17 protein-coding genes and 2 tRNA genes are annotated in these 22832 nt (G+C 57.3%); 11 read left to right on the top strand and 8 right to left on the bottom strand.

Going from position 1 to position 22832, the window contains the following annotated elements; genetic code table 11:
• Positions 1-5: 5 nt before the first annotated feature.
• From A9Q02_RS11260 to A9Q02_RS11245, 4 genes are all read left to right on the top strand, one after another.
• Positions 6-1811, top strand: coding sequence for a hypothetical protein (locus tag A9Q02_RS11260; protein WP_097653153.1), 1806 nt, complete (start codon positions 6-8; stop codon positions 1809-1811).
• Between the two features lie 207 nt (positions 1812-2018).
• Complete coding sequence (locus A9Q02_RS11255) at positions 2019-2408, top strand: hypothetical protein (protein WP_097653152.1); 390 nt, start codon at positions 2019-2021, stop codon at positions 2406-2408.
• A gap of 16 nt (positions 2409-2424) precedes the next feature.
• Positions 2425-6432, top strand: coding sequence for an FtsK/SpoIIIE domain-containing protein (locus A9Q02_RS11250; protein ID WP_245860501.1), 4008 nt, complete (start codon positions 2425-2427; stop codon positions 6430-6432).
• A gap of 15 nt (positions 6433-6447) precedes the next feature.
• The gene (locus A9Q02_RS11245) at positions 6448-7122 is read left to right on the top strand and encodes an FHA domain-containing protein (RefSeq protein WP_097653148.1); all 675 of its coding nucleotides are present in this window, start codon (positions 6448-6450) and stop codon (positions 7120-7122) included.
• A 43-nt stretch (positions 7123-7165) separates the two neighbouring features.
• Here A9Q02_RS11245 and A9Q02_RS11240 read toward each other — a convergent pair.
• Both A9Q02_RS11240 and A9Q02_RS11235 read right to left on the bottom strand, forming a co-directional pair.
• Positions 7166-7241, bottom strand: a tRNA-Asp gene (locus A9Q02_RS11240).
• Positions 7242-7254: 13 nt separating this feature from the next.
• Positions 7255-7331 (bottom strand) — tRNA-Glu (locus tag A9Q02_RS11235).
• 144 nt (positions 7332-7475) lie between these two features.
• On the opposite strand from A9Q02_RS11235, the gene A9Q02_RS11230 reads away from it, so the two are divergent.
• Genes A9Q02_RS11230 through A9Q02_RS11220 form a run of 3 tightly spaced genes read left to right on the top strand, consistent with a single transcriptional unit; the run spans position 7476 to position 10364 of the window.
• Positions 7476-7883, top strand: coding sequence for a cobalamin B12-binding domain-containing protein (locus tag A9Q02_RS11230; protein WP_097653146.1), 408 nt, complete (start codon positions 7476-7478; stop codon positions 7881-7883).
• Between the two features lie 25 nt (positions 7884-7908).
• A complete protein-coding gene (gene meaB, locus A9Q02_RS11225) occupies positions 7909-8838 on the top strand; it encodes a methylmalonyl Co-A mutase-associated GTPase MeaB (RefSeq protein ID WP_245860500.1) in 930 nt (309 codons plus the stop codon).
• 59 nt (positions 8839-8897) lie between these two features.
• Positions 8898-10364: a sensor histidine kinase gene (locus tag A9Q02_RS11220; protein WP_097653144.1), complete on the top strand. Its 1467-nt coding sequence runs from the start codon at positions 8898-8900 to the stop codon at positions 10362-10364.
• A gap of 37 nt (positions 10365-10401) precedes the next feature.
• Here the strand turns inward: A9Q02_RS11220 and A9Q02_RS11215 are convergent, their stop codons facing one another.
• A complete protein-coding gene (locus A9Q02_RS11215) occupies positions 10402-12105 on the bottom strand; it encodes a M3 family oligoendopeptidase (RefSeq protein ID WP_097653142.1) in 1704 nt (567 codons plus the stop codon).
• Positions 12106-12250: 145 nt separating this feature from the next.
• On the opposite strand from A9Q02_RS11215, the gene A9Q02_RS11210 reads away from it, so the two are divergent.
• The 4 genes from A9Q02_RS11210 (at position 12251) to murJ (ending at position 16347) form a co-directional block, all read left to right on the top strand.
• Positions 12251-12685, top strand: coding sequence for a hypothetical protein (locus tag A9Q02_RS11210; protein ID WP_097653140.1), 435 nt, complete (start codon positions 12251-12253; stop codon positions 12683-12685).
• 94 nt (positions 12686-12779) lie between these two features.
• Positions 12780-13886: a PHA/PHB synthase family protein gene (locus tag A9Q02_RS11205; protein ID WP_097653138.1), complete on the top strand. Its 1107-nt coding sequence runs from the start codon at positions 12780-12782 to the stop codon at positions 13884-13886.
• Between the two features lie 189 nt (positions 13887-14075).
• Complete coding sequence (gene fabG, locus A9Q02_RS11200; RefSeq protein ID WP_097653136.1) at positions 14076-14816, top strand: 3-oxoacyl-ACP reductase FabG; 741 nt, start codon at positions 14076-14078, stop codon at positions 14814-14816.
• Positions 14817-14910: 94 nt separating this feature from the next.
• Positions 14911-16347 (top strand): murein biosynthesis integral membrane protein MurJ, encoded by a 1437-nt coding sequence (gene murJ, locus A9Q02_RS11195; RefSeq protein ID WP_172450884.1) that lies wholly within the window; start codon positions 14911-14913, stop codon positions 16345-16347.
• Between the two features lie 3 nt (positions 16348-16350).
• Here murJ and A9Q02_RS11190 read toward each other — a convergent pair whose 3' ends face one another.
• From A9Q02_RS11190 to A9Q02_RS11170, 5 genes are all read right to left on the bottom strand, one after another.
• A complete protein-coding gene (locus A9Q02_RS11190) occupies positions 16351-17163 on the bottom strand; it encodes a lipoate--protein ligase family protein (RefSeq protein ID WP_097653132.1) in 813 nt (270 codons plus the stop codon).
• A gap of 80 nt (positions 17164-17243) precedes the next feature.
• Positions 17244-18359, bottom strand: a complete 1116-nt coding sequence (locus tag A9Q02_RS11185) for a winged helix DNA-binding domain-containing protein (protein WP_097653130.1) — start codon at positions 18357-18359, stop codon at positions 17244-17246.
• 9 nt (positions 18360-18368) lie between these two features.
• Entirely contained in the window at positions 18369-20972 is a 2604-nt protein-coding gene (locus tag A9Q02_RS11180; RefSeq protein ID WP_097653128.1) for a glycosyltransferase family 39 protein, read from the bottom strand.
• Between the two features lie 78 nt (positions 20973-21050).
• A complete protein-coding gene (locus tag A9Q02_RS11175) occupies positions 21051-21977 on the bottom strand; it encodes a DUF4032 domain-containing protein (protein WP_097653126.1) in 927 nt (308 codons plus the stop codon).
• A 224-nt stretch (positions 21978-22201) separates the two neighbouring features.
• Positions 22202-22828: a metallophosphoesterase gene (locus tag A9Q02_RS11170; RefSeq protein ID WP_097653124.1), complete on the bottom strand. Its 627-nt coding sequence runs from the start codon at positions 22826-22828 to the stop codon at positions 22202-22204.
• Positions 22829-22832: the final 4 nt, after the last annotated feature.

Raw genomic sequence — 22832 nt, 5'->3', positions numbered from 1 at the left:
CTTCGATGCTCACGACTAGTTCAGCTCGTCCTCCGTTGCTCACCATCTACGCTCGTGGCGGCAATGATGCGGCTGCACGTCTCGAAGATGAGGCACGTCGGCTTGATGCAGCCCTTGGCCCATGCCTGGCTCGTTGCACCGAGTTCCCTGCGCCTGGTGGCATGCCAGATCTCCCGGCTCGCCTCTTCCAACTCGCCCGCCGCGAAGCTGAACTTGCGTCGTGGACAGGGCAGATCGCCCATGGCTTTGCTATGGCTGATACGACCCTGGGCGGAGGTCGCTCACTCGTCGAGACGATGCACAATGGTTTGCGAGTGCTCAGTCATCACTACGATCAGCATGGTTTCGACGGTGCCCTGATGTTGATAGCCCAGACCCTTTGGGAGCAGGGAGCCGACCAACCGGTCTTCTTTGGGGTTGATTTTACCCTTGGTGAGATTGTCGCTACCTACGAAGCTATACATTGGAATTGGATTGGCGTGCGCTTGTTGCTGCTTGTGACAAGCCTCAATCTGTCGCTAGAGTGGGTCGGCCCCGCTTTTCCTCTGCTCGCACCTGCCTTGACCCAGTTCCTGGCCTTGGGACTGGTTCATTGTGGCCTCGAGACCATCTTCCTTGCGACCTTTGGCAATGGCCCACGCTGGGCCTACGAAGATGTGCAAGAGACCGGAGATATGCTTGATCTGTTGCACCAGGGCTTCTGGTACGAGAGTCAAGCCCACCTGCATCCTCAACTCTTTCTCTTGATCGCCACCCAGCTTGATCAACTTTCGCTCAATCTGAGTCGGCAACTCGGTAAGACGATTGAGGCCCGTGACGAAACCACCGCTGAATACCTGATTGATGCCGAAGAGGGCGTCCTCAATGTCAGTGTGACCCAGGCCTTCCAACTCAGCGCCGGCGGTGTTCCCGAAGCACACTTTCACCCGCTGATCGCTGATGCTCGTTTTGGCGATCACTGTGGGATTAGCTACTGGCCGTATGAACAGGTTCGTCTCGAACGGCTCAATGACGCCACGGGTGACTATCGCATCAGTTTTGCCGGGCTTGATCCACATAAGCCCGGTGCCGCCAATAATCTCACCGCTGTCATCCAGACCTCTATGAACCTGACCGAAACGAACGCCTACTATCTGCAGGTCAAGGCAAGGTTCCTTGCTGCCCTCGAACGTATCCCTCCTGGGAGCAGACTGCATCTCGAAGGCCACAGCATGGGTGGTGGCATGTGTCTGCTCTTACGCAACGATCCCGAAGTACGCCAACGGATGCAAGAAGCGGGCATTGTCTGTGCGTCGCTCATTACCCTGGGCATGGTACGACCGAATGGCCCCGCCGGTGCTGATAAGCAACCCGACGAAGATGATGATCCGTTTGCGCACACCATCGAACGTCATTATGTTGACTCTGACGATGTGCTAGCCCTAAGCGTCGGGGCTGGTCATAGTGGATACGAGAATATCATCATGCTCAACAATTATTCTATTGATGATCCCATCCAGGCCCATACCAGCTATGAGGATATCCGCAAATATCAGGATCTGCCCTACGAGCTCCAGATCGCGCCTTACGAGGTTGCGAGCATCAGTTATCGCGCCTATAGCGATCTGCTCGAACTTGCCCCGTTGCCGGCGCCTGCACCACCGCCGCCGCCTGGCCCTGGCCCCAGGCCCACGCCAGTGCCCTTCAACCTCGAAGCTTCCGAAAACCTGATGCCAACGCCAGAGTCGTTTGCCTGGAACGTTGTTGTGCCAACACCGATACCCGTGCCAGTGCCAACACCCGTGCCGCCTTCACCCGGCCCATCAAGGTAAGTGCCTGTCGGCCTCCCTATGCGTATGTAAGGGAAGCCTCTGACTGGGTCTTTGGGGCTTATGGTGCGCAAGAGTCTTGCCTTCGCTGGAATAAGCTAACATTGCTAGCTTGTTCCAGCGAAGGAGCTAGGTAGAGGCAGCGCGCTTGGCGTCACCGCGCTTATGCTGGCGAACTCCAACCTAGCTAGACATAGAGAGCAAACAACCATGGAACAACCCAATTATGAAGATGTACGTTGGGATCACGGCGCTGCCGGGGCCGCTATCTTTGCCCTGCGCTATGCTGCTGACACGATCGAACGCACGATTGGTGATTGCACAAAGCTGGGGATCGATGCTTGCCAGGTCTGGCTAGGAAGCCATCGCAGCTTCTTTGACCATCAACGCCATACCCAGAACCTCGATGCGGGTCAGCTTGCAGGCGATTGCCGCGATGCGGCCAATCGTCTTGCTCGCGCTGATGCCGAAGCTTACGATGAACAGGTTCGCCGTGTACGCGATCGCGCCGAGTGGGAACGTCAGGAACGTGAACGTGAAGAGGAAGAAGCGCGTGAGCGCGAACGTGAGCGTCAACGCCAATTGGCAAAGAAACCTTGAGCAGGAACCTATGCGTATGACATACCAGATCTTTAATCGTCCTCCCCGGATTCGCCCTCACTGGCCCTGCGAAAGCGTTGATTTGCCCGAGCCGCCTGATCCGCCGCAAAGCGGACAGCCTGATCTGTTGCCGATGCTGTTGCCACTTGCCGGGGCTGGTGTGTTTGCCGGTACCGCGAGCCTCGCTGGTGGCAATCCGTTGCTGGTTGCTTTGCCAACCGGAACAATGGCCCTGCTCGGGCTTGGCCTGGGCTTCCATCAGCATCGCGTTAAGGCGCATCGTGCGGTGGCTGCTCATCGCAGTCGCACGGATCTTTTTGAAGATCAGTTGGAAACAGGGCGGACACGCCTGCGTCGCCTCTATGACCAGGAACGCACTGCGCGATCCTACTTGCATCCCGAGGCCAATGAGCTCTTGCTCATTGCTGGTAGCGGCGAGGCGAGGCCTGAGCCACGCTTGTGGGAGCGTCGTATCAGCGATGATGATTTTCTCGATCTGCGGGTGGGGATTGGCAGCATACCAGCCTCTAGTCAGGCCTGTGTTCCTTCCCCCACGCGTGATGGTATGGTCGATCAGCGGCTCTACCGGATTGCCACTGAATATGCAACCCTGCGCCAGGTGCCTATCACGGTGCCGCTTGGCACGCTCGGTTCGCTTGGTGTGGCAGGTTCACGTGTTGCTGCCAGTGCCCTCATCCGTGCTCTCCTCTGGCAAGCAGTGGTGTTGCATGCTCCGGGTGATCTCCGCGTCGCTCTGTTTTGCCCGACTGCTACCGCCGATGAATGGGAATGGCTCCGTTGGCTCCCCCATACGATCCCGTTGGGCAATGATTCTGCCCCTGGCAAGCGCATGCTTGCCACTTCACCAGGCGCTATCGGTGCTCTGGGAAGCGAGTTGCTCGATCAACTCAGTCGGCGCCGTGAGCAGAGTCCCGGGGCAAATGCGTCATCACCGCAAGAACCGCGTATCCTTTTGTTGATTGATGGCGCCGATTTGCCTCAGACCTACCCTGCGCTGGCCGAGGTTATTCGCCATGGTGCGTCTCTCGGTATGGTCTGTCTCTTGCTGGTCGCGGCGTGGCATCAGATTCCTGAAGATTGTGCTGCGATGCTGGAACTCGATGCCTATGGTGGTCGCTGGGTTCGCAGCGGCGAACAGTGGCCCCGTGGGCGTTTTACGCCCGATCAGGTTGTGCTTGCGCTAAGTGATCAGCTCGCACGCCGCCTTGCAGGCATTCGTTTGCTCGAACGTGGTGGCGCACAGGATCTTCCGCGTAGTGTCAGACTCTTTGATTTGCTTGGTATACGCAATGAGCTGAGTCTGACGCCACCCGCAGCTTGGTCAAAACCATTGCCTCTGGCGTGGCATCCCGATGTTCCGATCGGTGCCGGTGCGGATGGCGTGCCGGTCTGTCTCGATCTCAATGAAGGCCGTCATGGGCCGCACGGTATTATCGCCGGGGCAACCGGGGCAGGCAAGAGTGTGTTGCTGCAAACAATGGTTGCTGCGCTGTGTGCCACCCATAGCCCCGAACGCTTGCAGTTGCTCTTGATTGATTTCAAGGGCGGGGCAGGGCTGATGATGTTTGAACCCCTTCCGCATACCGCAGGTCTTGTCACCGATCTCGAGGGCCGTATGGCCGAACGCGCCGTGACGTCGATCAAGAGTGAGTTACGACGCCGCAAAAGTTTGCTCAAAGCCCTGGCTACCACCCACGAGGTCAAGGTTGAAAATATCCGCGATTATCGGGGGCTCGCCGCTAGCCAGGGTCTGCCACCTTTGCCCAACCTGCTGATTGTCGTTGATGAGTTTGATGAATTAGCGCGCACGTATCCCGACTTTGTGGCCGAGTTAATCCGGGTCGTCAAACAGGGTCGCAGTCTCGGCGTGCATCTGCTGCTCGCAACACAGCAACCTTCGCGTGCCGTTACTGATGAGATTCGCAGCCAATTGAGTTTCTTTGTTGCTCTGCGCTTGGGCAATGCGGAAGATAGTCGTACGATGTTGCTCAAGCCTGATGCCGCCTTCTTGACAACTGATGTGCCTGGCCGGGCCTATATGCGCTCAGGCGGCGAAGTGAGGCCCCTCCAGGTCGCCGTCGTTACTGGAGTCTATCAGCCCACTGAACCTGGGACACAAGGCCCCCGTGTGAGTTTCTTGCGCAACGGCCAGGAACAACCGGTTGCGCCAGGGCATCCCGGTTCTTCAACTGAACGCGAAACAGACCTCGATCTGCTCGTCCGTGCCCTCCGCACGGCTGGCAGCACCATGGAACCTGCCTACCCTGGCTGGCTACCACAGCCCATCTGGCAACCACCGCTCCCACTCCGCCTGACCCTCAGAACACTGGTTGCTGAGCCAACGTCTCGTTCATCAAGCGAAGCATCTGGACAAGCACAATGGCTTGCGGCGCCTATTGGCTTGCTTGATGTGCCCCAGGAGTGTCGCCGCCAACCTTTTGCCTTTGACTTTGCGACCGGACATGTGGCTCTGGTTGGTGCTCCCGGCAGTGGTAAAACAACGCTACTGCGTACGCTCGTGCTGAGTCTGGCCCAGACTTTTTCGCCCCAGACGCTCTGGTGTTACCTGGTTGACGCAGGTGGCCAGGGTCTCGGTTCACTCATTGGTCTGCCGCATGTTGGTGACCATTTGCAAGCTCGTGAGGTTGAACGGGTGCGTCGCCTTTTGCGTATGCTGGACACCACGCTTCGTGAACGGCAAGAGCTTTTGCGCGCTGCCGATGCGGCTGATCTCGCGGCCTACCGGCTGCGGACAGGTATCGTTCTCCCAGAACTTCTGGTTGTCATTGATAAGCTCGCGGTTCTCCGTGAAGAATTTGGCGAACAGGGTGGCGACGATGAGTTGTTGGCAACCCTGATCCGTCTGGCACGCCTCGGACGATCCTGTGGTATGCATCTCGTCATAAGTGCTGATCGCGCCACGGATCTGAGCTATCGTTTGTTAGCTTTGATCGAGCATCGCCTTACGCTCCGTCAGCCCGATCTTCACGACTATAGCGAACTGCTCGGCACGCGGGTGACAACGCCGCTGCCTGCAGGTCAGCCTGGACGTGCTCTGGTTGCGCATCCCGATTATGGAGCGCTTGATCTCCAGGTTGCCCTTCCTTCTATGGCGTTGGCCCCAACCGGTGTCGCCGAACGCGAGGCAAGTCCATTCGAGCCTGATCTCACCAGTGAGGTGCGCGATTATGTGACCTATCTGGCTGCGTTCTGGGGCGAAAGAGGAAGCTCTGATCCCGAACCAATGCGTGTTGAGTTGCTCCCCGAGCGCATCACGGTGGCTACCCTTGCCACGCCTATGCCACCCGCACATACGCACGGTGGGCTGGTGCTCCCTATTGGTCGCGAAAGCCGTAATCTTCATACTGCGTGGCTGGCGCTGGATAGTGAAACGCCGCATGCGCTTGTTATTGGTCCCCGACGTAGTGGTAAAACGAGCCTGCTCCACATGATCGTGCATCAACTGACTGCCCATCACAATCCCGCTGAACTGGGCCTCTACATTCTCGATGGCCCGCGGAGCAACCTGTCTGCGCTGCGTGAACTGGCCCATACCCGTTTCTATGCGGATGATGAACATGGGGCGGGTGCGTTGAGGATCGATCTCGTCGCGGCAAGGATGGCCGCTTCACCGCCCCGACGACTTGTCCTCATTGATGACTACAACCTTTGCCGTGAGCGTATGCGCGCCCAGTTTGCGCAGAGTTATGGTGGCAGCCCCAATCTGCTCGATACGCTGGGCGAAATGATCCAGGTTGGTGGTCGTTATGGTGAGCATCTACTGCTCGCCGCCAGCGTGGCCTATGCTGATGATAACCTTCTACGTGCGCTGGATGCGGGGCGTTCCGGCCTTATTCTCTGGCCTGGCCGGTATGATCCCGGCACCCGCCTGCTGGGGGTCGCCCTCCCCCTGAGCGATCAACGCAGTGCCGAGCAACCTCCAGGACGCGCGCTTCTGGTCAGAGAAGATGAGCATCAGCTTCTCCAGCTTGCCCGGGTTTGACCGAAAGGAAGTGAGATGCAAGCACGGCGTGAAAGCCTTACCGTTACGCTGCACTGGCTCGTTGAAGGGCAAGAGCAGACAACGACTGTTGTCTGTGAAGACAGCCCCCCGGTGCAACTGATCCCTCTCTTGGCGCACGGGTGCGGCCTTCCCACCCATGATCGTACGGGTCACATGCATCGATACCAACTCCGCAACAGTGCCATTGATGGACAAGTCTTGCCGAGCAAGACGCCTCTGAGCATCCACGGCATACGCAGTGGCACTCATCTCTGGTTAACCGAGCAAGCGCTGACCCGTCAAATCGCCTGTCTGCTCAGTTTGCCTGATGGAAGCACCATTACCCTGCCGCAGCATCGTCTTGCCTTGACCCGAGCCTGGTGCTTCCATATGATGGCACTTCTGAACCCTGGATCATATCAGGCGGAACTGGCACGCCTCGCCCAGCGTACCTCAGCGTATGCCTATGTATCACGGGAAGCCCACTGCGATATCGGTCCTGAGGCCCATGGGGGATGGTCAATCGCTACCCGGCGTACCGATCTGGCCACCTTTCTCAACCAAGAACGCTTGCCGCCAGCGACGATGGTGCCGCTTCGCGACGGTGATCGCATTATTCCTGGCGATGCCGGGCCGACCTTGCGCATCCAGATGGTCACTGGTCACGTCGACAGCGGGGAAGAGGCCTAACACAAAACGCTCAGAGTTTACTCTGAGCGTTTTGCTACCTGGTTGGCGGACCCGACGGGATTCGAACCCGCGCTCTTGGCCTTGACAGGGCCACATGTTAACCGCTACACCACGGGTCCAGGATTTATTTGTTGGTGACCCCAGCGGGATTCGAACCCGCGATCTCCACCTTGAGAGGGTGGCGTCCTAGGCCGCTAGACGATGGGGCCACAACCTCATCACAGCGAGGAGTATATCATATCCTGCCCAAAGATGCAAATCGTACAAAGCCATTGTTCGCAATGAACATCAGAGCCATGCTATAATTTCTTCAGTCTTGTCCTTCTCTATCTACCCAGCCCAGGAGGCTCACTATGGAGCGTAAGATCCGTGTGCTTGTCGCGAAACCAGGTCTCGATGGTCACGATCGAGGGGCCAAAGTCATTGCCCGCTCACTCCGTGATGCAGGCATGGAAGTTATTTACACGGGGCTGCAACAGACCCCTCAGATGATTGTCGAAGCTGCACTCCAGGAAGATGTGGATGTCATTGGTCTTTCCATCCTCTCTGGCGCACATATGACCCTGTTACCCAAAGTGATGCATCTGCTGGCTGAACAGGGTATGGATGATGTGCTGGTTGTGGCTGGTGGCATTATCTCAGATAACGAAGCAGCGGTGCTCAAGGCAGACCATGGCATCGCCGAGATTTTTGGCCCCGGTGCTTCAACACACGATATTGTCAGGTTTATACAGGCTCATGCACTAGCAAGCCGAGATTGATGTGACGAATAGCAAACCTTCTTCCATGATGCGTGCTGACGACTTGATCCCCCGCCTACGCGCTGGGGATCGTCGGGCTCTGGCACGAGCGATTTCACTGGTCGAGCAGGGTGGTTCACGTGCCCGTACCCTGCTTGCCGAGGCCTACCCCTATACGGGCCATGCTCATGTGGTTGGGATCACAGGGGCACCTGGGGCCGGCAAGTCAACCATGGTTACGGTACTTGCTCAGGTATGGCGCCGCCGTGGTATGACGGTGGGCATTATTGCCGTTGATCCGAGTTCGCCTTTTAGTGGTGGGGCCGTCCTCGGTGATCGCATTCGGATGCAGGTGCTCGGTGGTGACCCCGGCGTCTTCATCCGTTCGATGGCGAGCCGCGGTCGTCTTGGGGGGCTTGCACGGGCCACTGCCGATGCAGTCGTGCTACTTGATGCCGCAGGCTTTGATGTGGTTCTGATCGAAACGGTCGGGGCTGGTCAGTCCGAGGTGGATATTGCCCGTACCGCCCAGACGACGATTGTCGTTGAGGTGCCCGGGATGGGCGATGATGTGCAGAGCATCAAGGCCGGTATGCTCGAAATTGCCGATCTCTTTGTGGTCAATAAGGCCGATCATGATGGGGCCGACCGGGTGGTTCAACACCTCAAGGCGATGCTCCATCTCGGTACGTATCAGCCTGATGCCTGGCAACCGCCGGTGCTCAAGGCTGTCGCACTCCAGGCTCAGGGCAGTGAGGCAATTGTTGATGCCGCTGCTCACCATCTGGCGTATCTCCGCGAAACAGGGACAACCAGCCAACGTGCCCTTGACGCTGCCGAGCGTGAGTTGATTGCGGCTGTTCAGGAGTTGGCCGTGGAGCGGCTACGTGGCCCCGCTTGGCAAGATCTCGTGGCAATGATTGCTTCACGCGAACGCGATCCCTATACGGCTGCTGAGTTGCTCTTGCAATCATGAGTATCTACATCGGGCCTTGCTGTTGCAGATGATGCAGGCGCAAGGCCCATCGAGTTGCTATGTCATTTCGTGCACGCCTGACTCTTATCTATACCGTCTTTTTTGCCCTCGCTCTACTGCTCCTCGGATGCGGTACCTATTTTGCTGTCCGCCAGGCGCTTTATGCCGGGGTGCAGCGTGAGCTCTCGGCTGCCACCAGTCAGGTGCGGGCCATTTTTAATGCCGGTGGACTCGAGCCGATTCGTACGCCCACGGGCGAACTCCGCCTTTTTTTGCGGGTTGAGTTTATCCAGATTTTTAATAATCCCAATCTCGTTGCGCAGATCTTTCGTACCGATGGCGAGTTGCTCGATAGTACTCCCAATCTTGGCAATCGTGAACTTCCCCTTCCTCCCGAGGCCTTATTGCTCGGCCCCGAAGATGTTGGAACTGGCTATAGTGTTGTGCGTGAGGTCGGCGGTCTCCGCATCGAGTCACTTGTGACCCCACTTGTCTTATCGGGTAATGAACAGGTGGTTGGCCTCGTTCAGATCTCGCGTCCTCTGCGCGATGTCGATCTGACCCTGGGGGTTCTGACGGCAATGTTGATCAGTGGCAGCGCTATTGCCCTGCTACTCACCGGTCTCGGTGCGACGCTCATTGCAGGACGGGTCTTGCGCCCGATTGATGAATTGACACGGACGGCGCAGGGCATTGTCAATGCCGAAGATCTTGCTCAGCGCGTGCCAGTGCCACCTCATCAGGATGAGTTCCAGCGTTTGACCATCACGATTAACGATCTGCTTGCCCGCCTGGAAGATCTTTTTACGACCCAACGACGCTTTGTTGCCGATGTAAGCCATGAACTGCGCACCCCACTCGCCGCGATGCAAGGCAATCTTGAGGTGCTCGATCGCGGAGGCTTGCGTGATGCTGAGCTTGCGACCGAGGCAGTTATTGATATGCGCCGCGAGACCGGACGATTGATTCGCATGGTGAATGATCTGTTGCTCTTGGCCCAGAGTGATGCCCACGTGGAACTACGCTGTGAACTGGTGGAACTTGATACCCTCGTGCTCGAAGTCTACCGTGAGTTGCGCCCCCTTGCTCAGGGTGTCCACCTCCGCATTGGGAACGAAGATCAGGTTACCGTCAAAGGTGACCGCGATCGTCTCAAACAGGCCTTGCTCAACCTGGGTGTCAATGCGTTGCAGTATACGCCGCAGGGTGGCTCGGTGACGTTGAGTCTTGAACAACGAGATGGCTTTGCTTGCCTGAGTGTCGCCGATACTGGCATTGGCATCGAAGAGACCGAACTCGCGCATGTTTTTGCCCGTTTCTACCGCGCCGACCAGTCGCGCTCGCGGCATAGTGGCGGTGCGGGGCTCGGTCTCTCGATTGTTAAGCGTGTTGCCGAAGCCCATCAAGGGTATGCGACGGTGGCAAGTCAGCCAGGACGCGGCAGCACCTTTGCTATCTGGCTCCCCCTTGCGATGCAGCATGATCTGGTGGAAGCCCGCCCCGTTGACGAAACTGTCCAGGTCTAAACTGAGCACCTTCGCTGATTGCAGTGCTGTGGACTTCTCACCCTTGTAATTCGTCAATCGTCTCTTCAATCAACGTGACTGCGGCTTGCAGCGTTCCCTGATCAAAGGCAAAACGGGCCCCTGCAGCGGCAAAGAGTTCAGGCAGGGTGACTGTTCCGCCAAGTGCCAGCGCCTCACGATAGCGCTTGACGGCAGTTGGTTGATCGTGCAGTGCATTGCGCCAGACTTGCACGGCACCGAGTTGCGCCATACCATACTCAACATAATAAAAGGGGTAACGATAGATATGCTGCTTGCGATGCCAGCCAGTCATCCGGTCACTTTCAAACCCTGACCAGTCAAGGGCACCCATAAAACGCGACCAGAGGCCATCCCAGGCCGTATCGCATGCTGATGGATCATCGGCTGCTTCAGGATTGGTGTATGCCCAATGCTGAAACGCATCAACTACAGCCATATAGGGCCAGAAGAGCAGAATACCCTCAAGATGCTCGATCCGTGCGCGTGCATACGCCGCTTCGTCGGCATAGTAGCCACCATCGCCACGGCGCAAATATGGTGCGGCCAGCAACTCCATCGCCATCGAGGCAACTTCGGCAAACTCAATTGGCACTGAGCGCTGTTGATGGTAGGGCAACGCATCGGTGGCAAAGACATGGAAGGCATGCCCGGCCTCGTGCAGCAGGGTACGGACATCCGTTGCCATCCCGACGGCATTCATAAAAATAAATGGACGCCCGGCTGCCGCAAACGTCGTGCAGTACCCACCCGGTGCCTTGCCCTTACGGTTCTCAAGATCAAGCAACTGTTCACGCCGCATCGTCCCAAAATGCGTACCGAGCACCGGATCAACCTGGCTCAAGACGGCTTCGCCACGGGCAGCCAGTTCTTCGCCATTGGCAAATGGGCGTAACGGGTTATCCTCAGGGGCACGGGCAATGATATCCCAGGGCCGCAGGCGGTCAAGCCCCAGACGTGCCGCACGGCGGGCATAGACACGCTCGGCAGCCGGCACTGCCACCTCTTCAATGGCTTCGTGGAAGCGCAGACAATCGTCAGGCGTATAGTCAAAGCGCTGCCGTGCGTGCCACGCATAGGTACGGTAATCAGGCAGATCGGCGTTTGCCGCGAGTTGCAAACGTAAGGCGAGCAGTTGACGCCAGAGATCGTTGATGACTTCACGATCAGCCAGTTGACGGGTGGAGGCCAGTTGCCAGACCTGTTCGCGCACCTTGCGGTCAGGATCTTCAAAATAGGGGGCCAACTGCGCAATCGTCAACTCACGTTCATCCCAATGCACCGTCTGGGCACCGATTACCCGATTATATTCATTGCCAAGCCGTCGTTCTTCGGTTTGCAACGGCAGATTCGCCTCGCGGAACAAGGCTGCTTCAGCACGCAAATGACGTAACGGCACCGCAAACCCTTCTGGCTCAAGACCGCTTGCCAGCAAACGTTGCTTCAACACCTGATCAGCCGCCATCGCTTGTGGGTAGACATCGTTCAAAAACGCGTGAAAACGCCGCTCGGCAACGGGGTCGGTTGTATCACACGTTGTTGCGACCGAAAGACGCGCATAGGTCTCACTGATCAAATTGCTCAAAGTTGTCCACGTTGCCAGCCATGTTGCAACGGTGCTTGCATCAAGTGGTGCCTCACGGAGCAGATCAAACCCCGGGCGCCATGCATTCCAGTCCCATTCAAGCGTCTCGAGCGCTGATGTGGGTAGTGACAATTGCATAGAATAACCTCATTCTCTCTCTATCTCTTCTGTTAGAATGAATTATACTGCAATGTAACCCTGTCGTAACTATCTACGGTACCCTTGGGGTAATACTAAAACAGAAGGAATGCGTGTTTATTGCGCACTGTCAAAGGAGACTCTTATGAGCCAGAACGCGACCGGCGGGTTTGACCCTAACGATCCGCTCGGCACCTGGCGCACCATTCGCGACGCCAACCTCGATGCCTGGGCGAAAGGTATGACTTCGCTGGTCAACACGGAAGTCTTTTCCAAAGCCATTGGCATGCAGCTCGACACGCTGCTCGCGGCTTCTGCTCCGGCACAGAAGGCTGTTCAACAGTACATGGAAACCTACCTTGCTCAGGTCAACATGCCTTCGCGTGCTGAAGTTGTAAGCCTTGCAGCCCGTATGACCAACATTGAACTTCGTCTTGATGACATGCAGGCACAACTCGACGATGTGCTGTCTGCTATTCGTGCGCTTGGTTCGGTGCAAGCTGCTCAGCCTGTTGATGCATCCGCTGAAGAGGCCAAGCCAGCCAACCGTCGTAGCCGGAAGCAAACAACTGAGAGTTAGGCCGCGCCGCGCAGACATGCAAGTGGGTGCTGTTGTCACGGCATGATGTTGTTGCATGCCATGATCATTCTTCGTCTATATTAGGGAGTTGCCCATGACTACACCGAGCACCGCAACCTTCGATGTTGAGGTGATGACGGCAAAATTGTATGAAGAGATGGAGCGCCTTGGTAAGAGCAGCGACACCTTCTCAAAGATTGCCGCCAGTCGTATGAATGTCCAGATCGGGCAAACGCCCCGTGAAACAATCTGGACACTCAACAAGATGAAGCTGTATCACTTCTATCCGCAGACCCCCCCCGAGCAGCGTAAAGGCACTCCGCTGCTGCTTGTGTTTGCTTTGATTAACCGGCCTGATATTTATGATCTGCGGCCTGGCAACAGTTTCATTGAATACATGGTGCGGCAGGGCTATGACATCTATCTGCTTGATTGGGGACGGCCTGGTCTCGAAGATGCGAACTATGATTTCGAGGACTTCTCGCTCAAGTTTCTTCCCCGGGCTGTCAGGGCAGTGCAACGTCATTCAGGCTCGCGCGAGTTCAGTTTGTGTGGCTGGTGTATCGGGGCAACGATTACTGCACTCTATGCGGCAATGCGTCCTGATGATGGCCTGCGCAATCTGATCTTGTTGACCGCGCCCCTCGATTTTGCCAACAAAGAAGCCGGCCCGTACAACAAGTGGCTTAATACCGAGTTCTACAATGTTGACGAACTCGTGCGTCAATATGGCAACGTTCCTGGTGCAGTGATCGACTATGGGAGCAAAATGCTCAAGCCAGTCGAAAACTATGTCATGAACTATCTCAAGCTCTGGGATAATCTCGATAATCCTAATGTCGTCGAGTCATGGCTCTCGATGAATACCTGGGTTACCGATAATGTCGATTTTCCTGGGGCTGCATTCCGTCAGTGGGTCAAGGAGTTCTTCCGTGAGAACCGCTTGATGGAAGGTACGTTGATCATGGAGGGCCGTCCGGTCGAGCTCCAGAATATCAAGGCCAGTGTGCTGAATGTGATCGCCGACAAAGACCATATCGTTCCTAATTGCCAGTCGACGGCAGCTATGGATAAGTTCGGCACGCAAGATAAGCTCTTGCTCGAGATGAAGGGCGGTCATATTGGTCTGATGGTGGGCAGTGGCGCGAGTAAGCGTACATGGCCTCAGATTGATAACTGGCTTGCCAAGCGTAGTGCGTAGGGGTCGATTGTAGATGATGGTAGGCCGCATCAGCGATGTAGGGCGCGGCCTATGTTCTGGTTACGTCTGTCTAACACGGTTCGTTGTAGCATTCAACTAATTATTCAAGCCAGGTTACAGGGTCGGCCCACCGATGCCCACCAGCGGTGTCTCTGTCGACGATCCAGTATCCTCGCCATGAGGAACACTATGCGCCTCAAAGACAAGGTCGCCTTGGTCACAGGGGGTGGTCAGGGTATTGGTAAATTGACCGCAATGACGTTCGCTCGCGAAGGTGCCAAAGTTGTTGTTGCTGATATTAACATGAGCGCCGCTCAGGCCGCTGCTGAAGAAATTGAGCAGGCTGATGGGCAGGCCAAGGCTGTTTTCCTCGATGTGAGCCGGGCTGACTCGGTCGAGGCAGCGTTTCAGTCGTTGATGAACTGGGCCGGTGGCGTTGATATCCTGGTCAATAATGCCGGTATTACCCGCGACTCGCGGATGCAGAAGATGACCGAGGCTCAGTTTGATTCGGTTATCGCGGTGAACCTGAAGGGTGTCTGGCTCTGCGCTAAAACCGCTGTGCCAAGCATGATTAGCCGTGGCGGTGGCTCGATTATTAATGCTGCTTCGGTCGTCGGCCTCTATGGTAATTTTGGGCAGACCAATTATGTCGCCGCTAAAGCCGGTGTCATTGGGATGACCAAGACCTGGGCCCGTGAGCTTGGCCCCAATGGGATTCGTGTCAATGCCATTGCCCCGGGCTTTACGGCAACCGAGATGATTGCCACGGTGCCCGAAAAGGTTCTCGAAAGTGTTCGTGAGCGGACACCCCTCCGCCGCCTCGGTCTCCCCGAGGATATTGCGAATGCCTATCTCTTCCTTGCATCAGAAGAGTCGAGCTTTATCACTGGTGTTACGCTTTCGGTCGACGGTGGGTTGCTCTTCTAGTCCATCGTGTGCGTACGGTTTCGTCCAAGCAGGTGTTCACATCGGTCTTGCGACTGTGTGACACCTGCTCACTCTTGCTCACCCTTCCTCCTTTGTGTTTGAGCAACGCACGCTGATCTATTCGTATATCCAACGCTACCTCGCGTTATTCGTTGGTCTCGGCCAGCGCCTTCGCTGTACGCCGTTGCGCGCATGGCCCACCCTTGAGTTTGAGGTGCGTGAGGCCACGGCACTCTATGTCGTGACGTTTCTGATCTCGGCGTCGCTCGGGGTGATCCGACAGATCCTGCTCAATGCCCGCTTTGGCCTCGGTCCCGAGGCCGCCGCGTATTATGCGGCCTTTCGTTTGCCCGAGACGGTGGCGATGCTGGTCGCCGGTGGTGCCCTCACCAATGCGTTGATTCCGGTCTTGCTGCGTGTGGCAAACCGTGATGACGAACAGTCAGCCCTTCGCCTTGTTAATGCGACCCTGACGATGATGCTCGTCTTCATCGCTCCGCTTGCGCTCGTGGCCGCCCTGGTTGCACCGCTTTTTGTGCGTACCCTGCTTGCCCCGGGTTTTGATGCTCCAACCCAGGCCCTTACGGTGAGCCTTTCGCGCCTGATGTTGATGGAGGTGCTGCTCGTTGTGACTGAGGCAGCCCTCGCTGCTATTTTGATTAGCCGTAATCAGGTGTTGCTCCCCGCACTCGCGATTGCCGCCCGCAATGTGACGCTGATCGGGGGTGTCCTGCTTGCCATTCTGATCCCCGAGGTAGGGATCTATGGGCCGACTATCGGCGCTCTTATTGATGCTCTGATCCAGCTTGGGTTGCTGGTGCCCGGTCTCCGCCAGCGCGGGTATCGCCCAGCGGTTGTTTGGGAACCCAAGAATGCTGATGTACATACCGTTGGACGCTTGATGGTGCCCAATGCGCTGGGCGCGGTTTCGAATTATGCGGGCAATATTGTTGATACGGCCATTGCCAGTCTCACGGGCATTGCAGCGGCTATCGGGGCGCTCTTCAATGCGTGGCTCCTGATTGGGTTGCCCACTCGCTTACTCGGGGTTGCCGTCGGCCAGGCAGCTTTGCCCCACCTCGCCTTGCTCGGTATTCGCAACGATCTGGTTGGCTTTCGTCGGCTCCTTCTTCGTACCCTTGTTACGGCCTCGCTTCTCGCCTTATTTGCTGCTGCACTCTTGATTGTGCTCGGACGCCCCTTGCTGATGTTGCTTTTTCAACGCGGAGCGTTCGATGCTGCGGCGGTTGCGCTGACCTATCAGGTACTCGCAATCTATGCGCTCGGGCTGCCCAGTTATGTTGCTACTGAAGTCGCGACTCGTGCACTCGTTGCACGTTATGACACCCTGACCGCGATGCTCGCCAATATGTTCCAGCTTGGCTTACGCATCATCATCGCGATGCTCTTGCTTGAACCGTTTGGGGTGGCCGCTGTGCCGATAGCCCATGTCGTGAGTGCGTTCGGCGAGACGTTGATCTTGCTCGTGGTGCTCTGGTACAAGGTTCGCGATCCGTTGCGCTCGCCGTGAATCCTACAAGGGCAGATAGCGCCCAGTTGCTTGTGTCGCTCCCTGGCGTTCATCACTTCGCCATGTGTCAGCCACAAGCTTAATCTCGTAACGCTCGGCCAGGGCGTGCGCAAACGCATCTATGATGGTGCGTTTGTCGGGAATAGGTGTAAGTAGTTCATCGAGGCCCACAACGCGCTCGGCCAGCCTGGCAACCAGGTGCGTCTGGCTCGCGATGGGAAGACCGAGTAACCGCACCAGTTCTGCTCCGGGCCAATGGCGGTACAGCCCAACCTGAAAGAGCGCCCCAGGGCGGCGACGGATCTGCGAAAAACCGACCAGTTTGCGCCCATCGGCGAGCAGTTCGTAGGGCGAGCGCCCGCCAAAACAGGCTCGCCGCACCAGTTCATCAAGGCTGCGCGCATCGGCGCGTGCTTCAGCCACACTGACCAGTGTTGTCGCCAGCCCCAGGTGGCCCAGCGCACTCCCCCAGACTTCACCAAGCCAGCGGTACGCTTCGGTCACGTCAGTACGGTAGAGCGGCGAGGTCGGTGGCAAGGCAATATCCTGCATCAGAAAGCCAGGTGTAAAGAGCACGGCGCCCCCGCCCGATCCGCGACGATGCACTGTCACCCCGGTTTGCCTGGCGGCTTCGCGGTCAATCTCGCTGAGCCGTTGCCCCGAACCAAGCACCAGGGCCTCGCCAGGCGCACCATACCAGCGCACCACAGGCTGCGCCACCTCCGCAAGCCCTGCCAATAAACTATCACTCGCCGCGAGCTCGCTCGCAACATCAGTCGCTTGATAGGGCAGTACACGCCACTCGTGCAAGGTCATCGTGCTCCATCGTTCCTGCTATGCAAGGGCATCGTGCTGTGGCTGAAACCCAGCTATGCTCGCTTTCACTCAAAGCGGTTTTAGATCCAGTTCAATGTTACCAGAGGAAGCCCAAAGTGTGTGGCGACACCTTCCGCCTGAGCTTCAATGCTTTGGCGTATCCTTGCGGAAAGAGGCTGAAAGGGCGCAAGGGTCAAGACCAGGCCACCATGGCGACGCTCATAACGCCATGTACCAACAAGACGCCCGGCCACCAGTATGGTCGCCTCGATATGTCCGGCGGGACGCCAGACCCGCTGGTAATGTTCAGGCGCAATCAACTGACTTTTGTCTTTGATGCCTAGCAAGAGCGGATCAAAGCGTCCGAGGAGCTTGACCGGCCATGCTTCAGCTTCGGGTGGAACAAGATCAAGCTCAGGCAAGGCTGTCCGCAACGCTAGCATTGTTTGCGCTTCAACCTGCACATGCACCAGTTCCTCAGCCAGTAAGACCGCCCAACGACGAACTTCGGTCAAGGTCCGCCCGCGCCAGTAGGCAAAATCCTGAAGGGTCGCTGGCCCATACGTGCCGAAGTATCGCTTCATCAGAGTCAGATTGGCTTCCTCCAGGTCTGGTGGCTCCCAGGCCATTTCTGGTAGCCAGCGTGTTCGGTGGGCCATCCGTGCTTCGCCTGCCTGCGGTTGCGCATGGCACGCACGACCACGCCGCGCCAGGATCGAAAAGATACCTCCCCAACCCGAAAGGTGTGTCTCATCAAGCGCTAATTCCGTCGCACGCAAGTCGCTTCGCCCCAGATTATCCCGCTCACGCAAGAGGGCTTCTACTGCATTGATCAGTCCTTCAAGTTCCGTCAGATCTACCCCTGTCTTGCGCGCCTCACGCTCCCAGTAACTTTTGAGATCCGCCTGTGCCGCATAGAGCAGCGCCCAATCCTCGCGACGATAGAGGTGCAGTGTATGGCGTTGCCCCCAGAGCTTGACCAGGCTTCGCTGCACATACATGCGCTCGGCTAACTCAGTTGCGGTAAATGCCGCGAGCCGGTTCCAGAGGGCCAAACCTGCTGCGGGCACAATCTGAGCCTGCACGCCAATCAGTCGAGCTGCGACCGCTTCGGGGTTCGCCAGTGGCGAGACTAATCCCTGACAAATCAACTGATGCCAGCGTAGTTGGGTGCGGGTCCATGTCCGTGTGTTCATGTATAGTTCTCAGCGCAGTATCCGATCAGCGGCTTGTCCACGGCCAAAAGCAAGTACCAGTGGTGCGCCATTCGGTGTTGTTGCCACCACACCAAGGGCGCGGCCTTCAGCCCCGAGGGCTGCCATGGCCGCTGCCTGCTCGGCCTCATCGGCACTGGCAGGCAACAAAAGCACTGCCGACCCCTCAGCCTCAAGGGGACGACCATCATAACGTCCTAGCTCGATTCCCCAGGTCAGGAAGCGAACGGTGTCGGTCGTGCGCAGGGGTTCAGGCAAATAGATTGTCAGGTCTTCACTTGCCAGATTGTTCTGGCGATGCTGCTGCTGAATCAGCCGACCCACGGCGGTTTCGACCAGATCAAATTCGCCATAGACGCGGGGTTCGAGACGCATCACCCCAAAATAGAGCCAGAGGTTGAAGAGCAGGCTCACCCCAAGTAACATCAAAGGAACAGTGCGTACCAGTGGGAGCCCTGGCGCATTCTTTGGGTGAACCCGTGCAACAGTGGCCGTAAGGGGGCTTGGTGAAGGCTCATCAGTCTGGTCAGGCGAACTTCCCAGGCCATAACGCAGACCGACAAACCCAATCCCGGCCAGCATGCAAGCCGGGGCAAGCGTACCAAGGGCACGCATTGCGTGAGGTGCGTCGTTACTCAAGACGGCTGGCACAAGATAGATTACGCCCAGGGCTACAACCACAAGGAATCCCGGCTGTTGCCGAAGGCGAGGGAGCGCTGCTCCAAGCCCAAGCGCGAGCAACAGACCTGTCACAGGATCAAGGAGCGGGACATCGGGGAGATGATGTCGGCCATTGCGCTCACCAACAGCATGGTAGGCGAGGGCATAACGCTGCAGATTATCGAGTGCAAGCGCGAGCGGCGCACGGCTATCAGGGTTATTGGCATCAAGCCACGAAACCGTTCCGACGCGTCGGTTATACCCTTCAAGATCACCCAGGATCGCCAGACCAAGTGGCGTGATCGTGAGTGCCCCGACAACGAGCGCGATGGCAAGACCCGGTGCCGCCTTCCGCCATAGGTGCGGATTTAGCCCAAGGCGTATCACCACAGCGGCACCGAGGGCGATTGGGGCCAGCCGACCCGTGTGGTAGGTATACATTGCCAGGCCACCGAGCAAGCCTGCCAGCGCCATGCCAATCACGCAAGAGGCTACGCTCCCGCGATACTGATCCACCTCTGGCTTTGTTCGTGGCACATCTAGCAGGCTCAGTCGGGACGCCTCAACGGGCAGTGTACGCCAGACCAGACCAAGTGCTGTCAGGACAAGCAGATGATCAAGGGTTGCCGGAAACGCCCATCGACTCATGCTCAAGGCCCACGAGGCACTTGCAAGCAACCCTGCGGCCACGAGCGCGGCGCGACGACCGATAAGGGGCGCAGAAGCCCAATAAAGTGCCAGCGGTGTCAGCGCACCAGCCAACGCACTCACCAAGCGCACGCTCCACGGGTGTGGGCCAGCGCTGCCGATGACCGGCGCCATCAGGTAGAAGAGCATGGCAGGCAGATCGGCCCCTTCTACGACATAGACCGGACGATACGCTGGATCTTCCCAGATACGCAGGGCCTGCAAACCGTGACGCGATTCGTCACGCCAGAGGCCAGCGGGCTGTGTGTCAAGGTTTACGAGGCGTGTACCAAGTGCAAGGAGTCCAAAAAGCGCGAGAATGAGCACAGCATTGCGCGTGCTGAGAAGCCCCTGACGTGATGCAGCACGCTTGAGCCAGGCCTGGCCAAGCCACGTACCCACCACGAGCAGCAGCATCCCAGGTGCAACAGCAAAGCCCAGGCGCAGCGCGAGCAAGGCCCCCAGTGCTAGGCCAATGCCTGCCAGACTGAGTGCCTGGTGGGTGACAAGATACGAGCGCACGCCAGCAAGCAATACGCCGAGTTGCGGGGCTGCCATCAGCAGCGCAAGCGGCAGCAGCGGCCACCAAGGCCAGCCAAGGGTCGGCCACCAATAGCCTGCCTCAACCGGAAAAGCGGCAGCCCAGCCAACCCCGAGCGCCATCACCAGACCGCCCGCCACCGCCAGCCTGGGCGAGGCACGCAAGCGCACCAGCACAAGCCAGACAAGCAACGGCCAGCCGAGCAGATAGACTAGGCGCACAGGATGGAGCATCAAGCCCGGCGTCGCGGTGATCGTCACGTCACTCAGCGCCACCCCGAGTTCACGTGGATCAGCGGGCGGTTGATAGGCTTCTGTCGTGAAGTGGAGCGGTGTTTCACCAGTAGGGCGCATCGGCATCAGCAGATGATAGGTTCGCCAGACAGAGTCGACCGGAAATGAGCCTGGATCAATCGTGTCGCCGCGCAGATGAACCAGGGCAACCGGCTGATCGGCCGGTCGAAACGCCGCCAGGCGCAGACTCGTCACGACGGCACGTCCATCATAGCCATAGAGAAAGAGCGTCGCCTCGGGGCGTGACCAGCGATAGATCCCTGTTTCACTCACTTCGAGTGGATAAAAACGGAACAACGATCGCCCGAGTAGCGGATCATCGCCCCTCATCTGGTGAGAAGCGCGTGCTAGCGACGAACCAAGCACCAGAAGTGCCATGGTGAAGAGCGCCAGCAGGGTTGGAGTCACAACCATGGCTACAACCTGCCGTGAGAGGCGCGCAGATCGTGTAGAAACCACAGACACGGTCGGACTCACAACACAGACCTTCTGTTACGCAGCGCGGTCGGCAGAGGGCTGGACGACAGCACGAAGCCCACGCATAAGGCGCTCGGTTAATTCGGCAAGGCTCCGTCGTCCAAAGAGGCGGACATAGTCTTCAATGGCAACGAGTGGGCCAGGGTCAGCCCCACCATTGCGTTCGCGCAGATACCAGCGATGATCCATAATCCAGCGATAGAGGTCAGCCTCGGTACGACCTGGGAATGAACGCAAGGACCCACTCTCACGGATTACACTGACAACCGGCATGTAGACCGTATCGTACCACCTTGTAACAGCTTCGTCGCGGGTAACTTCACTGCCTTGTTCCTGACTTAGATAGTAGCGATGGGCATTGATATGCTGGATCAAGGCCAGGTAGCCCCCCGGTTCACTAAACTCGATCCGCTGGTCTGGACGCAAGCTTGCCAGTTCAGTCCATTCAAGAAAATCGCTATACTCCTCCTTCAGCAAGAGATCGCGCATACTCAAATCTGAACCAAGCGGCACATCAACGACCAGTTCGGTCACCAACGCATCAATGTCTACCTGACCCTGCAAACGGGCTACTGAGACACGATGATTGCCATCCTTGACAAAATAAATATCACCGATCTTGTAAAGTTCGACCGCCGGCAGCGTCACGGCCTCGTGGAAGGCACGGTCAACCGACAGCCAGCGTGACATCGTAGCCTGATGTCGTGGTGCAAACTGACGGTCAAAATCGGCGTAGCGGCCTTCGCTGCCAATAATGTGCGCGACCGGCACACTCTGGAGGCCCAGATCGCGCTGGCTCCGCACATTCAGGCGTGAGCGTACCTCTTCAAACGCGAGCAGTTCACTCGAAGAACGATCAACCAGCGAAAGCAACTGAGTGAACAGAGCTTTGCGTCGGGCTCGACTAAAATCTTCACGGGTCGTCTGCTGAATCCAGGACATCGATCTTATCTCCTGGCTACGTCGCACGACGCCGTGTGATTGTCTGTCTACCTTCGACGTGACCTGCGCAGCCGCTAGGGTTGCGTCACTCTAAGCTTAGGGTAGCACGAACAGTCTTTCATTGCAAGAGGTTTAATCTGATAGATGGCTGTGAGGGTGCTAGCAAAGCCAGCACCCTCACAGCCAGTTCTTAGCTTTTGGGGGGACAGTAGACCTGCGGACGCTCAGAGTTCAAGCAGGCCGTATCCGGCAGTATTGATCACCATAGTATCGCCATAACGGGTTTCGGTCGTGCTCGTATAGCCATACGAGAGGTGAATATGACCGTGAATGAGATAGCGCGGACGAAAGCGATCCATCAGCCAGAGAAAAGTCTGGAAGCCACGATGTGGGTAATCCGGGCCGTTGTGGATATCAAGAGGTGGGGCATGGGTGATCAGAATATCAAGATAACTGCCATAACGATAGTTATTAAGCAGCATCCACGGTACCAGACGCCAGGCACGCCGCATCATCTCGGCATCAGTATACATATGATACCCATCAAGTTTGTAGCGTAAACTTCCACCGAGCCCGGCGATACTGAGCCCCCCATGGCGCATGCCGCGCCCTTCAACCGAAATAGCTCCACGAGGTGCCGTTAACTCCTCCCCGGTCTCCAGAAACTGTGAACCATCGTGGTTGCCATAGACATAGAAACATGGCACGCTAAGCATGGTCATGACAAATTCGATATAGTAATAGGGCAGATCGCCGCAACTTAAGACAAAATCAATCGCGGGAAAGCGCTGTTTGATATTCAAGCTGTAGATTGTGGGGACAACCTCATCACTGATCGTAAGAATCTGCATGATA

The organism is Candidatus Chloroploca asiatica, from assembly GCF_002532075.1.
Classification (GTDB): Bacteria; Chloroflexota; Chloroflexia; order Chloroflexales; family Chloroflexaceae; genus Chloroploca; species Chloroploca asiatica.
Note: the sequence above shows the minus strand (reverse complement) of the source record. Positions and strands in the feature narration are given on the sequence as shown.

Coding starts and splice junctions, on each gene's coding strand:
- A9Q02_RS11260 (WP_097653153.1), top strand. CDS start 6: ATGCTCACGACTAGTTCAGCTCGTCCTCCGTTGCTCACCATCTACGCT.
- A9Q02_RS11255 (WP_097653152.1), top strand. CDS start 2,019: ATGGAACAACCCAATTATGAAGATGTACGTTGGGATCACGGCGCTGCC.
- A9Q02_RS11250 (WP_245860501.1), top strand. CDS start 2,425: ATGACATACCAGATCTTTAATCGTCCTCCCCGGATTCGCCCTCACTGG.
- A9Q02_RS11245 (WP_097653148.1), top strand. CDS start 6,448: ATGCAAGCACGGCGTGAAAGCCTTACCGTTACGCTGCACTGGCTCGTT.
- A9Q02_RS11230 (WP_097653146.1), top strand. CDS start 7,476: ATGGAGCGTAAGATCCGTGTGCTTGTCGCGAAACCAGGTCTCGATGGT.
- meaB (WP_245860500.1), top strand. CDS start 7,909: ATGATGCGTGCTGACGACTTGATCCCCCGCCTACGCGCTGGGGATCGT.
- A9Q02_RS11220 (WP_097653144.1), top strand. CDS start 8,898: ATGTCATTTCGTGCACGCCTGACTCTTATCTATACCGTCTTTTTTGCC.
- A9Q02_RS11215 (WP_097653142.1), bottom strand. CDS start 12,105: ATGCAATTGTCACTACCCACATCAGCGCTCGAGACGCTTGAATGGGAC.
- A9Q02_RS11210 (WP_097653140.1), top strand. CDS start 12,251: ATGAGCCAGAACGCGACCGGCGGGTTTGACCCTAACGATCCGCTCGGC.
- A9Q02_RS11205 (WP_097653138.1), top strand. CDS start 12,780: ATGACTACACCGAGCACCGCAACCTTCGATGTTGAGGTGATGACGGCA.
- fabG (WP_097653136.1), top strand. CDS start 14,076: ATGCGCCTCAAAGACAAGGTCGCCTTGGTCACAGGGGGTGGTCAGGGT.
- A9Q02_RS11190 (WP_097653132.1), bottom strand. CDS start 17,163: ATGACCTTGCACGAGTGGCGTGTACTGCCCTATCAAGCGACTGATGTT.
- A9Q02_RS11185 (WP_097653130.1), bottom strand. CDS start 18,359: ATGAACACACGGACATGGACCCGCACCCAACTACGCTGGCATCAGTTG.
- A9Q02_RS11180 (WP_097653128.1), bottom strand. CDS start 20,972: ATGGTTGTGACTCCAACCCTGCTGGCGCTCTTCACCATGGCACTTCTG.
- A9Q02_RS11175 (WP_097653126.1), bottom strand. CDS start 21,977: ATGTCCTGGATTCAGCAGACGACCCGTGAAGATTTTAGTCGAGCCCGA.
- A9Q02_RS11170 (WP_097653124.1), bottom strand. CDS start 22,828: ATGCAGATTCTTACGATCAGTGATGAGGTTGTCCCCACAATCTACAGC.